The 16,822-nt window shown below is 35.7% G+C and carries 14 protein-coding genes; 8 read left to right on the top strand and 6 right to left on the bottom strand.

All coding sequences use genetic code 11. The features are described 5' to 3' along the window. Positions 1-7: 7 nt before the first annotated feature. Positions 8-406, top strand: coding sequence for a GntR family transcriptional regulator (locus V1L66_RS16210; RefSeq protein ID WP_016994840.1), 399 nt, complete (start codon positions 8-10; stop codon positions 404-406). A 32-nt stretch (positions 407-438) separates the two neighbouring features. Here the strand turns inward: V1L66_RS16210 and V1L66_RS16205 are convergent, their stop codons facing one another. Beyond that, positions 439-1,836, bottom strand: coding sequence for a hypothetical protein (locus tag V1L66_RS16205; protein WP_016994839.1), 1,398 nt, complete (start codon positions 1,834-1,836; stop codon positions 439-441). Positions 1,837-2,119: 283 nt separating this feature from the next. Here V1L66_RS16205 and V1L66_RS16200 point away from each other — a divergent pair, with 283 nt between their 5' ends. Next, on the top strand, positions 2,120-2,758 hold the full coding sequence (locus tag V1L66_RS16200) for a GntR family transcriptional regulator (protein ID WP_036080013.1): 639 nt from the start codon (positions 2,120-2,122) through the stop codon (positions 2,756-2,758). A gap of 19 nt (positions 2,759-2,777) precedes the next feature. Beyond that, positions 2,778-3,827 carry a 2,3-butanediol dehydrogenase gene (locus tag V1L66_RS16195; RefSeq protein WP_036080010.1) on the top strand — a complete coding sequence of 350 codons (1,050 nt, stop codon included), beginning with the start codon at positions 2,778-2,780 and terminating at the stop codon, positions 3,825-3,827. Positions 3,828-3,948: 121 nt separating this feature from the next. Here the strand turns inward: V1L66_RS16195 and yiaA are convergent, their stop codons facing one another. Beyond that, positions 3,949-4,419 (bottom strand): inner membrane protein YiaA, encoded by a 471-nt coding sequence (gene yiaA, locus V1L66_RS16190; RefSeq protein WP_016994835.1) that lies wholly within the window; start codon positions 4,417-4,419, stop codon positions 3,949-3,951. Positions 4,420-4,884: 465 nt separating this feature from the next. Further along, positions 4,885-6,303: a PLP-dependent aminotransferase family protein gene (locus V1L66_RS16185; RefSeq protein ID WP_312125749.1), complete on the bottom strand. Its 1,419-nt coding sequence runs from the start codon at positions 6,301-6,303 to the stop codon at positions 4,885-4,887. A gap of 113 nt (positions 6,304-6,416) precedes the next feature. Between V1L66_RS16185 and V1L66_RS16180 the strand changes: the two genes are divergently transcribed. From V1L66_RS16180 to V1L66_RS16165, 4 genes are all read left to right on the top strand, one after another. Continuing rightward, positions 6,417-7,340: a DMT family transporter gene (locus V1L66_RS16180; protein ID WP_016994834.1), complete on the top strand. Its 924-nt coding sequence runs from the start codon at positions 6,417-6,419 to the stop codon at positions 7,338-7,340. 42 nt (positions 7,341-7,382) lie between these two features. After that, entirely contained in the window at positions 7,383-8,036 is a 654-nt protein-coding gene (locus tag V1L66_RS16175; RefSeq protein WP_312125753.1) for an MBL fold metallo-hydrolase, read from the top strand. 225 nt (positions 8,037-8,261) lie between these two features. Further along, on the top strand, positions 8,262-8,471 hold the full coding sequence (locus V1L66_RS16170) for a hypothetical protein (RefSeq protein WP_016994831.1): 210 nt from the start codon (positions 8,262-8,264) through the stop codon (positions 8,469-8,471). A gap of 374 nt (positions 8,472-8,845) precedes the next feature. Next, positions 8,846-9,781 (top strand): DMT family transporter, encoded by a 936-nt coding sequence (locus V1L66_RS16165; RefSeq protein WP_036079994.1) that lies wholly within the window; start codon positions 8,846-8,848, stop codon positions 9,779-9,781. A 428-nt stretch (positions 9,782-10,209) separates the two neighbouring features. Here the strand turns inward: V1L66_RS16165 and V1L66_RS16160 are convergent, their stop codons facing one another. Further along, positions 10,210-10,830 carry a flavin reductase family protein gene (locus V1L66_RS16160; protein WP_333005466.1) on the bottom strand — a complete coding sequence of 207 codons (621 nt, stop codon included), beginning with the start codon at positions 10,828-10,830 and terminating at the stop codon, positions 10,210-10,212. 830 nt (positions 10,831-11,660) lie between these two features. On the opposite strand from V1L66_RS16160, the gene V1L66_RS16155 reads away from it, so the two are divergent. Beyond that, positions 11,661-14,141, top strand: coding sequence for an S-layer homology domain-containing protein (locus V1L66_RS16155; protein ID WP_312125760.1), 2,481 nt, complete (start codon positions 11,661-11,663; stop codon positions 14,139-14,141). A 191-nt stretch (positions 14,142-14,332) separates the two neighbouring features. Here V1L66_RS16155 and V1L66_RS16150 read toward each other — a convergent pair whose 3' ends face one another. Both V1L66_RS16150 and V1L66_RS16145 read right to left on the bottom strand, forming a co-directional pair. Further along, on the bottom strand, positions 14,333-15,460 hold the full coding sequence (locus V1L66_RS16150) for an acyltransferase (protein ID WP_312125763.1): 1,128 nt from the start codon (positions 15,458-15,460) through the stop codon (positions 14,333-14,335). Positions 15,461-15,739: 279 nt separating this feature from the next. Continuing rightward, positions 15,740-16,732 carry an acryloyl-CoA reductase gene (locus V1L66_RS16145; protein WP_333005463.1) on the bottom strand — a complete coding sequence of 331 codons (993 nt, stop codon included), beginning with the start codon at positions 16,730-16,732 and terminating at the stop codon, positions 15,740-15,742. Positions 16,733-16,822: the final 90 nt, after the last annotated feature.

Genomic DNA, 16,822 nt, shown 5'->3' with positions numbered 1-16,822 from the left:
TCGACAAATGAATGTAACAATAAATCGAAGAAGCAAAACGCCATATTATCAGCAACTCACACAGCAGGTGCTTTTAGCAATAGTGACTGGAAATTTAAATAAGGGAGACCATTTGCCTTCCATTCGCAATTTAGCGGCACAAACAAATCTCAATCTGCATACGGTTCATAAAAGCTACAAAGAGCTTCAAAAAAAGGGGATCATCACCATTAAACCTCATTCTAGAGCATTTGTTATCGTAGATCCTAGTAAAGCAACGACTATTTCATTTCAACAAATAACTATGAATATGGAGCAACTATTAATAGAGGCTTATATTTTAGGAATGAAAAAATCCCAACTAAAAGAAATGTTTTATGACATTTTAAAAAAGTATTATACAGAGAGCGAAGGAGATGGTTACTAATATAGTGACCATCTCTTTTCCTTTGGTTGAAACTAAATTAAAAACACCGCCACAATTGTCGTCACAATCAGTCCAATGACTACAGGGATCAAGTTTCGTCGTGCTAGCTCAAATGGGCTGACATTACAAATTGCAGCAGCTGGAATTAATGCCCATGGAATTAATGTGCCGCCACCAACCCAAATGGCTGTAATTTGCCCTAAAGCAGTTAAAGTGGCTGTTCCTCCACCAATGGCATTGCCGAACAAACTACCGACAGAGCCAGCAAGAGAAATGCCTGAGAAGCCAGAACCATCTAATCCTGTAATAGCACCAACAACTGCTAGCGTGACAACAGCAATTTCCTTTGTTAACGGAACTATTGCTGCAAGACCGACACCAAGATCATTGACAATACCGTGTGAGGTAGCGGGGAGGTGATCACCAAGAATTTGTGTAAAGCCAGCATCTCCAAGATAAAAGAAAGCAGCAATTGGAATTACAGGTCCGAAGACTTTAAAGCCGAATTGAAATCCTTGAATCAAATAACTTGTTGTCTTTTCTAAACCCGCTGATTTATGAGCAACCATACTAAGCAACAATAAAATAAAAACAGAGGTTCCCCCGATTAAAGCCGTTGCATCGCCGCCCGTTAAATCGAATACTGACATAGCGATAACGTCTAAGATAAAGGCAATAGGAATAAGTACGGCGAAGAATCGTTTTTGCCCAATTGACAGTAAGTTTTCTGCAGTTTCTTGTTCAACATCCATCTCCTCATTGTTGCCAGTATTTAAAAGTAGCGTTCCTCGTTTCATATCACGTCGTAAAAAAATATAAGCAACAATTGTCGTTACAACACCCATTGTGATAACAAGTGGAATACTAGCTGAAACAACATCTCCAACAGGAATACCCGCAGCATCAGCCGTTAATTTTGGAGCCCCTTGAATGACAAAATCACTCGATAACGCAATACCGTGCCCAAATAAATTCATCGCCATGGCAACCCCCAGTGCTGGGAGGCCCGCCCGAATCGCAACAGGTAAGAGCACTGCTCCTAATAGCGCTACTGCAGGTGATGGCCAGAAAAACCAAGAAATAAGCATCATTAATAGTCCAATTGTCCAATAAGCGAGTGCGGGTGTTTTAATGATCTTTGTGAAAGGGGCCACCATAACCTCATTAATACCTGAAGACATCATGACCCGACTCATCGCTACGATAATCGAAATAATAAGAATCGTTGATAGCAGCTCAGTTATGGCATAAATAAAGCTGTTAAACACACCACTTATAGACGAAGTAAAATCACCTGTCGCAACAATTGCTAGCATAAAGATGCCTACTACACAAATGAGGGTGGTATCGCGACGTTTAACCATAAATCCGATGATGAGCACAATAAAAACCACGTAAATCCAATGGAGAGCTGTGAATTCAATCCCCATATGTTTCCCCCTCAATATTCTGATTCTATAGAATATGAAGAGAAAAAAAGATGGTGATGATTTTGAAAAATTTTGACCTTGAAGACTATAGTGATCTTATTTCCAATTTTCTGGGAATAGTTATAATCGAAACAAGATAATTGAAAGAAATGAATTTATAGATTAAAATACTTTTATAGATTATCGATAATCTATAATCCATAATATATAACGCTTTTAGCTAATCACCCTATACACTGAACTATGTTAAAATAAAAAGATATAAATTTATTGGAGTGGTTTAATGGGGTTTGATGAAAATTCAATTTCAAAAAAAACAATTTCTGAGCAAATAGCTGAACGATTATTATTTCGTATATTTTCTGGTTACTATGAACAAGGTCAGCGCTTAATAGAGGCGGAAATTGCAAAGGAGTTACAAGTAAGTCATGCACCTGTCCGTGAGGCCCTTTATCTTTTACAAAAAGATGGTGTAGTTGAAAAAGTACAACATAAAGGTGTAAGAGTGAAGATTATAACGGATCAGGAATTAAAGGATTATTTGGAAGCGCTTTATCATCTATTGGATATTGCACTTACCAAGTGTGAATCTAAATGGACTGCCGATTTGCAAAATGAACTATTACATCGTTTTGAAGCGATGAAACAAAGAAAGTCTGCTGAAAATATTTATGAATATGTTGTTTCGTTTGCCCACTTGTTACAATTGTTTTTTGATGTTACAGGAAATATTGCGATGCTACGATTCTTTAAAGAAACAATATTTGTTACAAATGTAGCTGCACAAACAAAATGGAAGATGAATCTAGTTGAATCCTATCATATGTCCATCAATACTTTTATCAAGTGTATAGAAGTGTCGGATTTTGATCATGCACGAGTAGCTATTAAGGATGTTATTTTATGGTACCAATTTAAATAATTTTATGGGGGTAACATAAATGAAAGCTGCAGTTTGGCATGGTGTGAAAGATATTAGAGTTGAAGAGGTTGAATTACGCGCTTTAAGAGAAGAAGAAGTGAAAGTAAAAGTAGCGTGGGCTGGTATTTGCGGAAGTGATTTGCATGAATACGAAGAAGGTCCGGTTTTCGTACCAGTTGATGAAAAAGCTGATTTAACAGGTGAAGTTGCCCCACTTACAATGGGACATGAATTTGCTGGTATCATCGAAGAAGTTGGCTCTAAGGTTACTGACTTTAAGGCTGGGGACCGAGTTGTCATCAATCCTACATTAACATATAGAAAAAAACATGAAGAAGTCGATCGTTATGATGGATTTAACTTCATTGGCTTACATGGAAACGGTGGATTTGCGGAATATGTTAATGTCCCTGTAACGAATATACATCGATTAGCAGATAACTTAACATTACAAGATGGTGCATTGGTAGAACCAATGGCTGTTGCTGTACAAGCTGTCAAAGATGCTGGGGTTACATTAGGTGATTCTGTTGCTGTATTTGGGGCTGGACCTATTGGATTATTAACTGTCATCGCTGCAAAAGCATCAGGTGCTAGTAAAGTTATTGTATTAGATTTATCCGATGATCGATTAGAAAAGGCAAAAGAATTAGGTGCAACCCATGCTATTAATTCAGGGAAAGAAAATCCTGTACAAGCAGTTCGCGCGATTGTTGCAGATGGGGTTGATGTATCCTTTGAGGTTGCGGGGGTTGCCCCAACCTTTAAACAAGCAATTGATGTAACAAAACCTCGTGGTAACATGATGATTGTTTCGATTTTTGCAAGACCAATCGAATGGAATCCAATGCAGCTTACAAACACAGGTGTTAATGTATTATCATCCATTGTTTATACACCGTCAATCTTCCAACGAACAATTGATGCAATGAGCGCTGGTCAACTAAATCCTCAAGGGATCATCACAAGTCAAATTGAATTAGATGAGATTGTTGAAAAAGGATTCAAAACGTTAACAAATGACAAAACGCAATCTAAAATTTTAGTCGAGATAAGCGGAGAAAATTAATAAAATTGAGAGGAGTATGGCTGATGACAGCCATGCTCTTTTTTATAGTCTGGTGGAGCATGGAGCTTAAGAAAAAATGACAAAAGGAATCGAGAATGAACTTCTCGACTCTTTCAGTAACTTAATCTCTTTCTCTTGCCTGCTGTGTGTCTCTAATATTCTTTTGAACCGTGATGGATGCAAATAAACTTAGAACAAATGACATACCATAAAATCCTTTTTCGCTTAAAACAATACTTCCAGCATTATATAGCCCAATGCCCATTAATGAAATCGACACAATAAGTGCAACCCAACTAATACCATAATAAATATTCGTAACTGGTATTCCCTCTTCTTTATCTCTTACAGCTTTTTGTAAGGATATTGCTGAATAGAGTCCAAATACTAAAACAGCTAGGTAATATCCTTTTTCGTTTAGTTGCATCGTTGCATTAAACAAGCCTATAAAATAAGCCGTCACACCTACTAACAATGCTGCCCAGGAAGCCCCCTTGAAAGCAGCAGTAGGTTCTCCCTCTTTTCTTTCTACTTTAACTTTCGGATCAGGCTGTTTTTCCTTATCTAATGAAGACTCATTTTGATTAGACAATATCTTTCTCCTCCTTCTATCACTGTATAAAAACATTCTATCATTCTATAGGGAGGTTATGAGAATAGAAATTTCTCTAAATCTCGCTCTTCAATAATAAAAGTAATTCTCCTTAACAGAGGCTGCTTTAATTTGACTGTTATTTTGCTGGGGGTATAGCGTCAATATGGGTTCATCAAATCTGAAGGATCTGTCCTTCGTTGCAATGATTTTGATACAGATAAGAGCTAGGTGTATAGCTTTTTTTCATATTATTCAACTTGACAGCTAAATATGTTTAGGTCTGTGTGACTGCCTGAGTTACTTTGTTCACTGCTTTTTACAATTCGCGTCAACTATGAACGAATAATTAAAAATGGTTGATAAAGCTATGAACCATCGTTTATAGATAAAATAATCGGTAGTCCCAGTTTCCAACAATAAGTTAAGGAACATGAATTAGCCAAAGTTCATTAGACAGTCCGATCACTTAGAAAGCGATTGCGCCATTGTAACCAATTTTTTTACTCCTTCACTTAGCTGTTTTTCATTAGCATAAGAATAGCTTAAACGTATCCAGGATGATAGCTGTTTTAGTGGATCACAAACTTGACCTGGGACAAAGGATATCGATTGTTCGATACTTTTAGATAATAATAATTCAGTTGGAAGATCATCTGGGAGCTGTACCCATAAATTCAGACCGCCTTTTGGGCTGATCCAACGCCAACCTGTTACAGCTAGCTCCTCCTCCATAATTTCCTTCCGAATCTGCAGGGCGATCCGAATTTTCTCCAAATGTTGCTGCAATCTTAGTGAGGAGAAGTAATGGAGAAAAATTTTTTGGTTGAGAAGTGGTGAGCCATTATCAGCTAGCGATTTTTCTGTTAATAGTGATTTCATCAATGATGATGGACAAATAACAGTCGCAATTCTCAAACCAGGAGAGATATATTTGCAAAAGCTTCGGATATAAATGACTGTCCCAGCACTATCATATGTGTAAATCGGTGGAGGTGGGGCTTCATCAAAATAAATGTCGTGATAGGCATCGTCTTCAATTAATAGAAACCGATAGTGCTCAGCTAATTCTACTAACTTTTTGCGCTGCTCGATTGAAACCGTATAACCAGTAGGATTATGGAAGGTGGGGTTGAGATAAAATAGGCGAGGTTTGTATTGTTTAATATAGTATTCAACCTGTTCTAAATCGTAGCCCTCAGGATGGATATCCACGGTTACAATTTGTGCTCCTTGTGCGCTAAAAATATCAATCGCAGCACTATAGCTTGGACGTTCCAATAAAACGACGTCTCTTGGCTTAATAAAAGCTTGAGCAACTAAGTGAATGGCTTGCTGTGAGCCAGACGTTATTAACAGATCATCTGCACTGAGATGAGTTTTATACTGGTTGATAAAATATTGGGTAAGTGTTTCACGCAGTTCTAAATCACCTTGCACAGTGGAGTAGGTTGCCAGTACTTTTGGATAAAGGTCAAACACTTCCTTTACGTAATCAGAAAAATAATGATTTGGCAAAAGATTAGGATCAATCAATGCCTGAGAAAAGTGATAAGAAAAAGATGGTTGATGGATTTCGGATAAATGATTTTTTTTTACGTATGCTGAAATAATTGGATTCTCCTGATTTAGATATTCAAGATTTTTCGATACAGTTGATTGGACAAAATAGCCTGATTTATCTTTTACATAAACTTTGTCATGCTGTTTCAATAATTGATAAGCCTTTAAAACCGTTAGCCGATGAACATTCATTTCAGATGCTAATTGCCGGACGGAGGGAAGCTTTTCATCTTCTTTCCATTCTTTACGCTCTATTCTGTGCAGTACATTATCATAGATTTTCTTAAAAAGATAATCTTCATTTTGAATTGCTTTGCCCACATCGATCCCTCCTATTCAAAACGATTGTACCACGAACTGCTCTAATCTGTTCTATCCTTTTCAATCTGTTCTATCCTCCTTCTTTTATGATAGAAAAAGAGGAGGAGTATGATATGGTAATTTTTAATTATTTCTTTATGTGTTTGATTTTTGGGACAACATTTTTAGCAATTAAAGTTGGGGTTGATGCAGGAGTTCCTCCGTTTTTATCAGCTGGTCTTCGTTTTCTCATTGCTGGTTTACTACTATTTAGTTTTATGGTTTGGCGCAAAAAAACGACAATCCGGTTATTATTTCGGAAAGAAATGTTTTTTACAGGAGTGGGCTTAACCTTTGGAACGTTTGCCACATTATACTGGGCAGAACAGTATGTGACATCTGGAATCGCGGCTGTCTTATCTGCTACAGGTCCGATGATGATTATTGTGATTCAGACATTCCTATTGAAGCAAAAAGGAAATCGGAAATCATTTATTGGCTGTGTCGTCGGAGTCATTGGTGTTACGTTCTTAATCTTACCTAGTTTTGCAATTGAGATTAGTCCTCTCTGGATGGTTGGTTGTTTCGCTATTATTTTAGGTGAAGTTTTTTACGCATCTGGAACGATTTATACAAAGCATGTTATCCAAAAATTCGGAACAACATCCCCAATTGCTTTAAATGCAGCACAAATGATGCATGGAGGGATTTTATTAATCATTTTGTCACTTTTTACTGAGAACATTCAGCTTCATTATCTTTTAAGTCCAGCTTCAATGGGTTCTCTTTTTTATTTGATTATTTTTGGTTCAATGATCGGTCACACTATTTATTATTGGCTTGTTTCACGAACAATTCCTGTTTTTCCGTCAACATGGCTGTATATCTCACCAGTAATTGCCGTTATATTAGGTGTTACCTTCTATCATGAATATATTTCGTGGCTAACAGGAATAGGTACTATGACAATTATTGTTGGAACGATTCTAGTCAATTTCGACACGTTGAGAGAGTTACTTTGGCGGAAGGGGACTGTTCTTCAGGATATGAAAAATTAACTTGTTCCTGAATAATAAAATCTAATTATAAAGGGGAAGAAAATGAAAATTTCTAATGGAGTAGAGATTCTGGAGCTTGAATTTAATGGGGCCTTCATTCATCCAACGCTATTATGGGATCAGGAGATGGCTGTTTTAATTGATACTGGATGTTCAGGACAAATGGAAGATCTACGTATAGCAATGGATAAGGTAGGCGTGTCGTTCGACCAACTAAAAGTTGTGATATTGACACATCAGGATATCGATCATATAGGCAGTCTTCCTGAGATATTACAATATTGTGGAAGTCATATAAAAGTATATGCGCATGAATTAGATAAGCCCTATATTCAGGGGGAATTACCATTGTTGAAAGACGGGCATCTAGCAAATCCACCTAAGAGCAAAGTAGATGAGATCTTGAAAGACGGTCAAGAACTACCATATTGTGGGGGAATACGAGTTATCCATACACCAGGACATACGCCTGGCCATATCAGTTTATATTTAAAGCAAAGTAAAACGCTTGTTGCAGGCGATTCGATGTATAGTATAAATGGTACACTAGGAGGGATTCATGTCCCAACCACTTTGGATATAGAGGTTGCTCAACAATCTTTAAAGAAATATGCAGACCTAGACATTGAATCTGTGATTTGTTATCACGGTGGATTATGCAAGGTGGATATTAAAGAGCAGATTCAAAAGCTTTGAATTTTAAAAAGATTGATTAAAGATGGAAGCTCCTTAGAATGCCAAGTGCTGGGAGGCTTGCTCGAATCGTAACAGGCAAGAATTCCGCTTCCTAGCACGAGTCAAAGGCTTGTCAAAATCTATTTTATTGTGAGTCAGCTCATGTTATAATGAGGCACTTAAGGTACTTATAACGGATGCCAGGAAAAGCCTCCGCAGAACGATCAAATATGGAGGTGTAAGTGAATGAATAAACGTTGGACGATTGGTGATATTCAGAAATTTGTTGAGAACAATTCAGAAAGTAAGTTGTTAACGACAGAATATCATGGTTTTTCTCAAAAGCTACTATTTAAATGTGCATGTGGTAGTAACTTTGAAAAAACATTTACAAAATTTAAAAATAAAAACCAACGAAAATGTGATGTATGCCAACCGCCAAAAGAGTCACGCTAAACATTTTGCGGCCGTTCATTAATCATATTAGTGAACATTAAAAACATCTCACTTCTATATTTTTTATAGAGGGAGGTGTTTTTTTGATTGGATTATTACAGAGTAAGATTGTAATATGCTGAAGAAAATTGAGAAAAACATTCAATTTAACATACTTTAATAAAAAATACATAGAAAAAAGCCAAACCCTTTATATATGTGAGTTTTGGCTTTTTTTGTCATTTTCGCTACGGGAGAATTCCTTATGAACGAAAAAAAAGATTGTAAAATAACAATCAGTGATATATATTGGAGATTATGATTTTTTTCGACATCTCAAAATCATAAACAAAATTTCATCAAGACAAATTTTGAGAGGGAAGTGAATAATCAAGATATATCTTTATCCCCTATTAGTAGTGATTGCAGCTAGTAGTTTTGGTATCGTTTCAACTATTATAAAACTGGCAATGCGTAGTGGCTTTTCTGTAGCTGAGGCAGTTACAAGTCAGTTTTTTATCGGGTTTTGTATAGCAGTATGTATTTCCTTAGTTACAAATAGATCAAACTTTAGCTTTAAAGGCGTTAAAATCCTTTTATTTGCAGGCTTGTTAACAGGGTTAACAAATATTTTATATGGTCATTCATTAAACTTTTTGCCTGCGTCCTTAGCAGTAGTATTACTGTTTCAATTTACATGGATCGGTATGTTGATTTCTTGTATCACAAAACGACAATTTCCAAGCAGAATTGAATTCATCTCTTTAATTATATTAGTAGCTGGAACCATACCAGCCGCTGGTATAATTGATGTTGATTTGTCTCAAATACCTTTTCAAGGGTGGTTATGGGGTTTAGCAGCTGCTCTTTGTTACTCCTTATTTTTATATGTAAACGGAAAGACAACCGCAAGTATGACAACCTCCAACCGTTTAGTTTTGGTTTCTTTCTTTGCATTCATGACGACGGCGGCTTTTCAGTCTCCAGAAATTATTTGGAATGGCACCTTGTTTAACGAGGGACTGTGGATTTATGGTTTAGCATTAGGGTTATTTGGCATGATTATACCAGTTTTCTTATTCACAATTGCAGTGCCTAAAGTGGGATTAGGTATGTCATCCATATTGAGTGCTGTTGAATTGCCAATCGCGGTGATGGTATCCGTTATTCTCTTAAGCGAAACGGTTACAACTTTGCAAATAGCAGGTATCGTAACAATCGTTATCGGCATCAGCTTACCTACATTGCTTGATAAAGATGGATTGTTAAAAAACGTCAAAACGAAATACAAAAAATCCAGCAAAAAATTCGCCAAAGGATCTTCGATTTGAAGATCCTTTTTTTCATATCAATTAAGTAGTGCCATAACAAATGGATCCTTGGGCCCTCTCTATATTTTATATAACGACGTACTATTTTTTTGTTCATACTCCGTTCATATGGTTGTCATAGGCAGTACACCTTCATTGTATAAGCTATCCTTAATCACTATTTATATCGTACAAAAGCAAAGGAAATCGTTAAAAACTTTAGAGAATTTTTTTGAACAGAATAAACTGAAGTGATTCTCAACTGAGTGCAAAAGACCAATTATCAAACGATAGCCCTGATCAGCATTTTGTCATTGGATAGTATATCCCTCTGAACAGCAAGTATTTTATCTTGACCACAATTAGTTAATGAAACAACTAACCAGGCGCTTAAATGAGAACCTGGTCTTTTTTTACTATTTGTGAACCCTATGTTTTAATGCCAATGTTTAGATCTCAGAACGGAAGTTGTTACCAAGGTTGCTACCCAAACCAAAATAATGACGAAAATTATAAATGAGAGGACTCCATTTATTTGGATCAATATGATTTTCTTCTATAATTATATCCTCATGGGCATGAACATGTATCGTTTGGGTCTCAACAATAGCAAAATTAGGAGAATAATCTGGGATGCGAATATGTTTTACCTGGGCTTCGATTTGAATTGGACACTCCATAATTCGAGTAGGAATAACCGTTGTAGATCCAATAGGTGTTAAGCCACTACTATCAAGTTTCTCTTTTCTGAATGTAAAGCCAATCTGTTTCTTAAATTCTGGAACTGGATTTTTTCCTGTGTATGGAGCTAACTGTTCCACGTTCTCCCATAGAGAGGGGGCAGGAATATTAATGACACATTCAGGATGTCGCTCTAAATTTTCAATTGCTTTTCCACCAAGTCCAATGCCTAAGACAATACAGTCTCCTAATACCCAAGAAGAAGATAAAGGGCTAATATTCACTGTACCATCCTCATTTAACGTACTCAGTAAAATTACAGGAAATCCATAATATAAAATTTTAGGGTTTATTATTTTTGTATTTGGTATTTGTTTCATTATTTTCATTATAAGTTCCTCCCGCAAAATATTTTCACTATCAGAACCCATTGTAAAAGATAAATATTTCGACATTCATCGAAGTGTTGATTACAAACAATTGCCCCAACCTAAAAAACGATTGAGCAAAGATAAAGCTCACACTTTTCATTCTTCTACTAGATAGATATCCGTAGTTTTTCAGTTCGAATTTAAAGATTTATTTTTAATTAACAACGATAATCATTATCGATAATATTGAGATAGTGAGAGCCCCTAAACGATCTCCTTTTGTTGTTCCCAAACTTGAGCCTCGGTTATTCATGCATCAGTATTTTTCTTCTATACCATCCATTTAATCCAATTTCGCTAAAGATGAGTTCATCTATATAAGTAATTGCATATATTTGAATCCTGATGAAATTTAAGGAGTATAAAAATAAGCGTTTAAAGGAATTATTATTATATTAAAAAAATACTAGAACAAAATTGAAGAAAAAAATAGGTGTCTGTAATATTCATCCAAATGGATTGTTTTGTCGCACTTCAGCATAATGTTTCCTTATTTTAGAAATTTTTTATGAAAAGATTCCCTACATAGCCAATGAAGTATTAATATTACCTTATTTTTAGCGTTTATTTATTGGTAATGAAGTTATATTATTGTGTTGTAAAGCAAATTACAGTTTGATTGGGATATTTAATCATGGAAAATTTAGAAGATTGCTTTACATATAATTGGTTAAATTATTATTTGTGGGAACGATTTATACATATTTTTATAATTTTATAATTAAATAGCGCGATAATATTGTTCTCACAGAATAATATAATTTATTTAAATTCTGGAGGAATATACTATGACAAAACAAAACAAGGGTCGTAAATTTTTCGCAACTACAGCTACAGCAGCACTTGTAGCATCAGCAATCGTACCAGTAGCATCAGCTGCTGAATTTCAAGATGCAGCTAGCATTTCATCTTGGGCAAAAGAAGCTGTACAATTTTTAACTGATAAAGGCTACATCCAAGGCGATGAAAAAGGAAACTTCAACCCAGCTGGTACACTTACACGTGCAGAAGCTGCTGAAATTTTATCTAAAGCATTAGATTTAAAAGCTACGGGCACAGAAGATTTTTCTGATGTAAATGAAAATGACTGGTTCTATAACGCAGTACTTGCAACTTCACCAGAATTATTTGATGGTATGGGCAATGGTAAATTTGAGCCTAAAGCTCAATTAACAAGAGAACAAGCTGCTAAAGTGATCGTTCAAGGTTACCAATTAACAGGTAAAGCAGATCTTAGCCAATTTGCAGATGCTTCTAAAGCTTCTAAATGGGCTGTATCTTACTTAGAAACAGCTGTAGAAAATGGTGTAATCAATGGTAAAGGGTCATTATTAGCACCACAGGATAAAATCAGCCGTGAAGAATTCGCTACAATGGTAAAACGTACAATTGATGCAACAACTAAAGAGGTAACACCAGCTGTAGATTCTGTAAAAGGACTTAATGCAAAAGAATTGGAAGTGAAGTTCAATACAGCTGTTGATGCTAAAGATGCTGCAGTGACAGCGAAATATGCTATTGAAGGTGTAGCTATTACGAATGCAAAAGTATCTGAAGATGGAATGACTGTTACTTTAACAACTGATAAAGAGATTAAATTAACAAATGGCAAAGTGACTGTAAAGCCAATCAAAACAAAAGCAGATGCAAAAGTTCTAACAGAAGAGTTTAACAAATTGATCACATTTGCAGACACTACTCCTGTAAGTGTAAATACTGTTGAAGCAAAAGGTACTACAGCAGTTATCACTTTCGACGAGCTTGTACAAAGTGAAGGAACTGTAAGCTTAAATGGTGCTGAACTTGCTAAGGATCGCTACACTTTATCTGGTAAAACATTAACAATCAATGGTTTAACTGCTGAACAAACTTACAAAGTAGACATCGTTGGCGCAACTGACTTTGCTAATAATATTGCAAATCCGATTGCTGTTAACTTCACAGTTCTTAAAGCAGACGTTGATAACTCAAAACCAACTGTTTCAACAGCAGTAAACGGTACAGAAATCACTTTCGATTTCTCAGAAGAATTAAAGAAACAAGATTTTGTTGTTGATAAAGAGAATACAGTTAAAGGGTATGCAAAAGTAACTGTTGGATCAACTGTTTTCTATTTAACAGATGCTGATATTAAAGATGCAGAGGATAAAACTGTATTTACAATTGATGCAAAAACTGCATTAGGTACTGCTACATTCATCAATACCAATGTTAAAGTAGAAGGTCAAAAAGATTTAGCTGGTAACGCTGGAGATGCATTTGAGTTCAATGCTATTCTTTCTAAAGATTTAACGCCTGCTACTTTAGTAGCTGTTTCTTCTAAAATGTTAGTGGCTGATGATGTAAATGCTACTACAGACGTAGATGCTTTATACCTTACTTTTAGTGAACCAGTAAAAGTAGATGGTAAATTAACAGTTAAAACTCAAAATGGTATTGCTTACACTACTGGGAAAGAAACAGCAGTAAAAGCTGTTGCTGGTTTCGATGTAGATGGTAACGGTAAAATCGAGGGTGCAGAGAAAAACACTGTAAAAGTGGACATTGATTTAGATAGCAATTCAACATACACATTTGAATTATCTGCTAAAGCAGTTTCAGATTTAGCTGGCAATGTAACTGCTGATACTGTTACTTTCAATGTAACAACAGGCGTATTTGAAGCTACACCTGAAACACCAACAGATTCATTAGTATTCGGAGCTACTCCAGTTGTTGTAACTGACAATAACGTATTCACTGTTGAATATGCTAAAGATGTGACTGCAACAGCAACAAATCCTGCTAACTACACAATTGGAGGAAAAGAGCTACCTGCTGGCACTCAACTTCAATTTGTAGATGGTACTAAAAAAGTACGATTCACTTTACCAGAAGGTTCTATCACTGCTAATGGTAATTATGTACTTGAAGCTAAAAATGTAGTAGATACAAAAGGTAATACACTTAAAGGTGGAAAAGCTACAATTCTAGTAGCACTTAAAGAAAATATTGTGCCTGTAGCATCTAAAGTAACGGTAGTAGATAGCAAAACATTTACTGTTGACTTCACTGAAAGTATTGCTGACCAAGTTGCACCAACAGGTTTAACAGTTAAAATTGCTGGTTCAACTGTAGAGGTTGCTTCAGCTGCTGTAGCTAATGGTAAATTAACTGTGACAACTAAAGCGGATTACGCTTTAACGGATAGCATTGTAGTTGAATTCAAATCTACAAACTTAGTTGATGCTAATAACAACAAAGTAAAAGACGGTTCAATTGCAAAATAATTAAATCGTTCATTGAAATGCCCTGTGGAGAGGTCTCTACAGGGCTTTTTTAATTAGTTTCTTCTTATTAATAATGTATCCCTGAAGAAACCCAAATTTTTTTAAAATATAGCAAGGGTAAATAGGCTCTCAAAGAAATACATAGCCGGTTGACGGAAACTAATCGACAACAGGCTGTGTATATAGAACGGCTATTTGTAAGGGAATTTGCTTGGGATAGGACCAAAGGCAATCCAATGGTACTTAAAGAATCTGCCCATCAATAGTACGACCATCCATGGAACGAAGAGAGAAAAGATAAAGCCCCCAATGCTCCAAAGGTGATAGATAATACTATTACCACCAGTACTTAATTGTCTATAAAGGAAAAGGAAAAATGGATGTAGTAGATAGATGCCAAATGATACTGTTCCTAGATTGATTAAGCCATTTACAATAGCTTGGTTCCATTTATCATAGATCCAGAAAGAAAGCTGTAATAAGACAATACAGGCTGTAAAAGATTGTAGCTGAAAAACTAGCTCAAATATGGTGCTGTTCACTAGATAGGTTTGTGATGAATAAACATAGAAATATAAATATACATTATATATCGTAGAACTTAGCCATATACACCACAAAAAAAGTATCGTGATAGGAAAATTTTCTTTTTTTAGTTGAAGCCATCCTTTGTATTTTTCAAAATAGATTCCTAAAAATGCCCCTGTTAAGAAATAAAAGAGATAAGAGAAAGCGATACTCCCTCTATAGGGATACTGCCAAAACTCCGCATTTAATAGAATAAAGACCCATTGAAGAGCAAAGCCAATCAAAATTAAATGAGGAGATAGGGCTGGTTTTTTCTTTAAAATATATAGGAGTAATGGGAACAAAAGATAGAATTGGACAATAATAAAAATATAGTATAGATGGGTATACGCTTTGCCTAATAATAGTTTTTCCAGAAATTCGATACTAAATAGGGAGCGCCAAGTTTCTGCTAAATCATATATCACATAAAATTGCATCGCTGCATAATAAAAGATAGAAAAAAAGAGGTAAGGAATGAGAATTTGTGTCACTCTTTTTTTATAAAAATTTTTAATAAGCTCCTTTGTTAAATCCTTTTGTATATAATTGTAAAATAATACAAATCCACTTAAGAAAATAAAAACAGGAACAGCGAATTTAGGGGAAATATTAAAAAATACATAAAATGGATATAGTTTTGAGTCACTAGATAAAGCCGTTACAGGGGTACTAGTAGAATGAATAAGAAGGACAGCTAGAATGGCTAATGCTCGTGTAATATTTAATTCATTAATATGTGCTCGCTTCATACGCTCATCTCCAAAATTTTAATTATAGTATTGAATTCCCAGAAAGCTGTCTACATACTCTATTGGTATGCTTGTTAGTACTAATTTAGACAAGCTTAGGTGCCTAAATTTGTCTAAAGGAAACAGGTGGGTCGTTCATGAGTTACTATAAAGCGCATATATGTCAGGGAGATGTCAACCATAAAAAAAGCTACCACGCTCGCTATGCGTAGTAGCTTATTTGACAACTAGAATTATTTTCTGGGAAATACAATGGAGAAGGAGGCTTGATGAAACTCCTTATAATGTAACAAGGATTCTGCCTCTTGCTTGACCCTTTAGTAAGATAGGTAAAACATCAGGAAGTTGTTGTAGTGTTACCTCTTGCTGAATGAAATCATTAAGGTTTGCTGGTTTGAAATCAGTCGCTAATCGATGCCAAATGTTCAATCGAATGTCCATTGGGCAATAAACAGAATCAACTCCAAGTAAACTCACGCCTCTTAAAATGAAGGGAAATACACTTGTAGGAAGCTGTGTACCTGCTGTTAAACCACTACTTGCAACAGCCCCACCATATTGAATCTGGCTTAATAAAGAGGCAAGTGGCTCTCCACCAACAGAATCTACAGCAGCAGCCCATTTTTGTTTGCCTAATGCTTTAATTTTTCCATCATAAACCTCTTCACGATTTACTATTGTAGTAGCCCCGAGTGATTGTAAATATTCATGTTCAGATTCTTTTCCTGTGCTCGCTTCAACTTGATAACCCAGTGTTGAAAGAATAGAGACAGCAAAGCTACCTACACCACCTGTAGCCCCTGTCACAAGAATTTTTCCCTTTTCAGGATGAATACCATTTTCCTCTAACTTTTGAACAGATAATGCAGCTGTAAATCCTGCAGTACCAATTACCATAGCCTCTTTAAGGGAAAGTCCTTTTGGAAGCGGTACAATCCATTGCGCTGGGATGCGGGCATATTCACTAAAGCCACCAAAATGGGAAACACCTATTTCATAGCTAGTTGCAATGACCTCGTCACCAATTTTAAAGCGAGAATCCTCAGAAGAAACAACAGTCCCAGCTAAATCAATGCCAGGAACAAAAGGATAAGACGTAACGATTTTACCATCAGGAATAGAGGCAAGACTATCTTTATAATTAATACCTGAATAACTAACTTTAATTAATACCTCACCCTTTGGTAGATCTTCTAAAGTTAACTTGTTCACTTTCACTGTAAATGCATCATCTTTATTGACTACTAACGCACTAAAATTTTCTGCCGTCATCGTAAACGTCCCCCTACAATTTTATTCCATTAAACAGTATCAAAATTATTCTGACCGGTCAACATAAAATTGGATTGTTGCTACTCTTCA

The sequence above is a fragment of the Lysinibacillus sp. IITD104 genome, assembly GCF_036698265.2.
GTDB classification, from domain to species: domain Bacteria; phylum Bacillota; class Bacilli; order Bacillales_A; family Planococcaceae; genus Lysinibacillus; species Lysinibacillus boronitolerans.
This window is presented reverse-complemented; position numbering and strand designations above follow the sequence as displayed.

What these genes read in the sequence shown, in the direction of transcription:
- V1L66_RS16210 (WP_016994840.1), top strand. Translation starts at nt 8, where the DNA reads ATGAATGTAACAATAAATCGAAGAAGCAAAACGCCATATTATCAGCAA.
- V1L66_RS16205 (WP_016994839.1), bottom strand. Translation starts at nt 1,836, where the DNA reads ATGGGGATTGAATTCACAGCTCTCCATTGGATTTACGTGGTTTTTATT.
- V1L66_RS16200 (WP_036080013.1), top strand. Translation starts at nt 2,120, where the DNA reads ATGGGGTTTGATGAAAATTCAATTTCAAAAAAAACAATTTCTGAGCAA.
- V1L66_RS16195 (WP_036080010.1), top strand. Translation starts at nt 2,778, where the DNA reads ATGAAAGCTGCAGTTTGGCATGGTGTGAAAGATATTAGAGTTGAAGAG.
- V1L66_RS16180 (WP_016994834.1), top strand. Translation starts at nt 6,417, where the DNA reads ATGGTAATTTTTAATTATTTCTTTATGTGTTTGATTTTTGGGACAACA.
- V1L66_RS16175 (WP_312125753.1), top strand. Translation starts at nt 7,383, where the DNA reads ATGAAAATTTCTAATGGAGTAGAGATTCTGGAGCTTGAATTTAATGGG.
- V1L66_RS16170 (WP_016994831.1), top strand. Translation starts at nt 8,262, where the DNA reads ATGAATAAACGTTGGACGATTGGTGATATTCAGAAATTTGTTGAGAAC.
- V1L66_RS16160 (WP_333005466.1), bottom strand. Translation starts at nt 10,830, where the DNA reads ATGAAAATAATGAAACAAATACCAAATACAAAAATAATAAACCCTAAA.
- V1L66_RS16155 (WP_312125760.1), top strand. Translation starts at nt 11,661, where the DNA reads ATGACAAAACAAAACAAGGGTCGTAAATTTTTCGCAACTACAGCTACA.
- V1L66_RS16150 (WP_312125763.1), bottom strand. Translation starts at nt 15,460, where the DNA reads ATGAAGCGAGCACATATTAATGAATTAAATATTACACGAGCATTAGCC.
- V1L66_RS16145 (WP_333005463.1), bottom strand. Translation starts at nt 16,732, where the DNA reads ATGACGGCAGAAAATTTTAGTGCGTTAGTAGTCAATAAAGATGATGCA.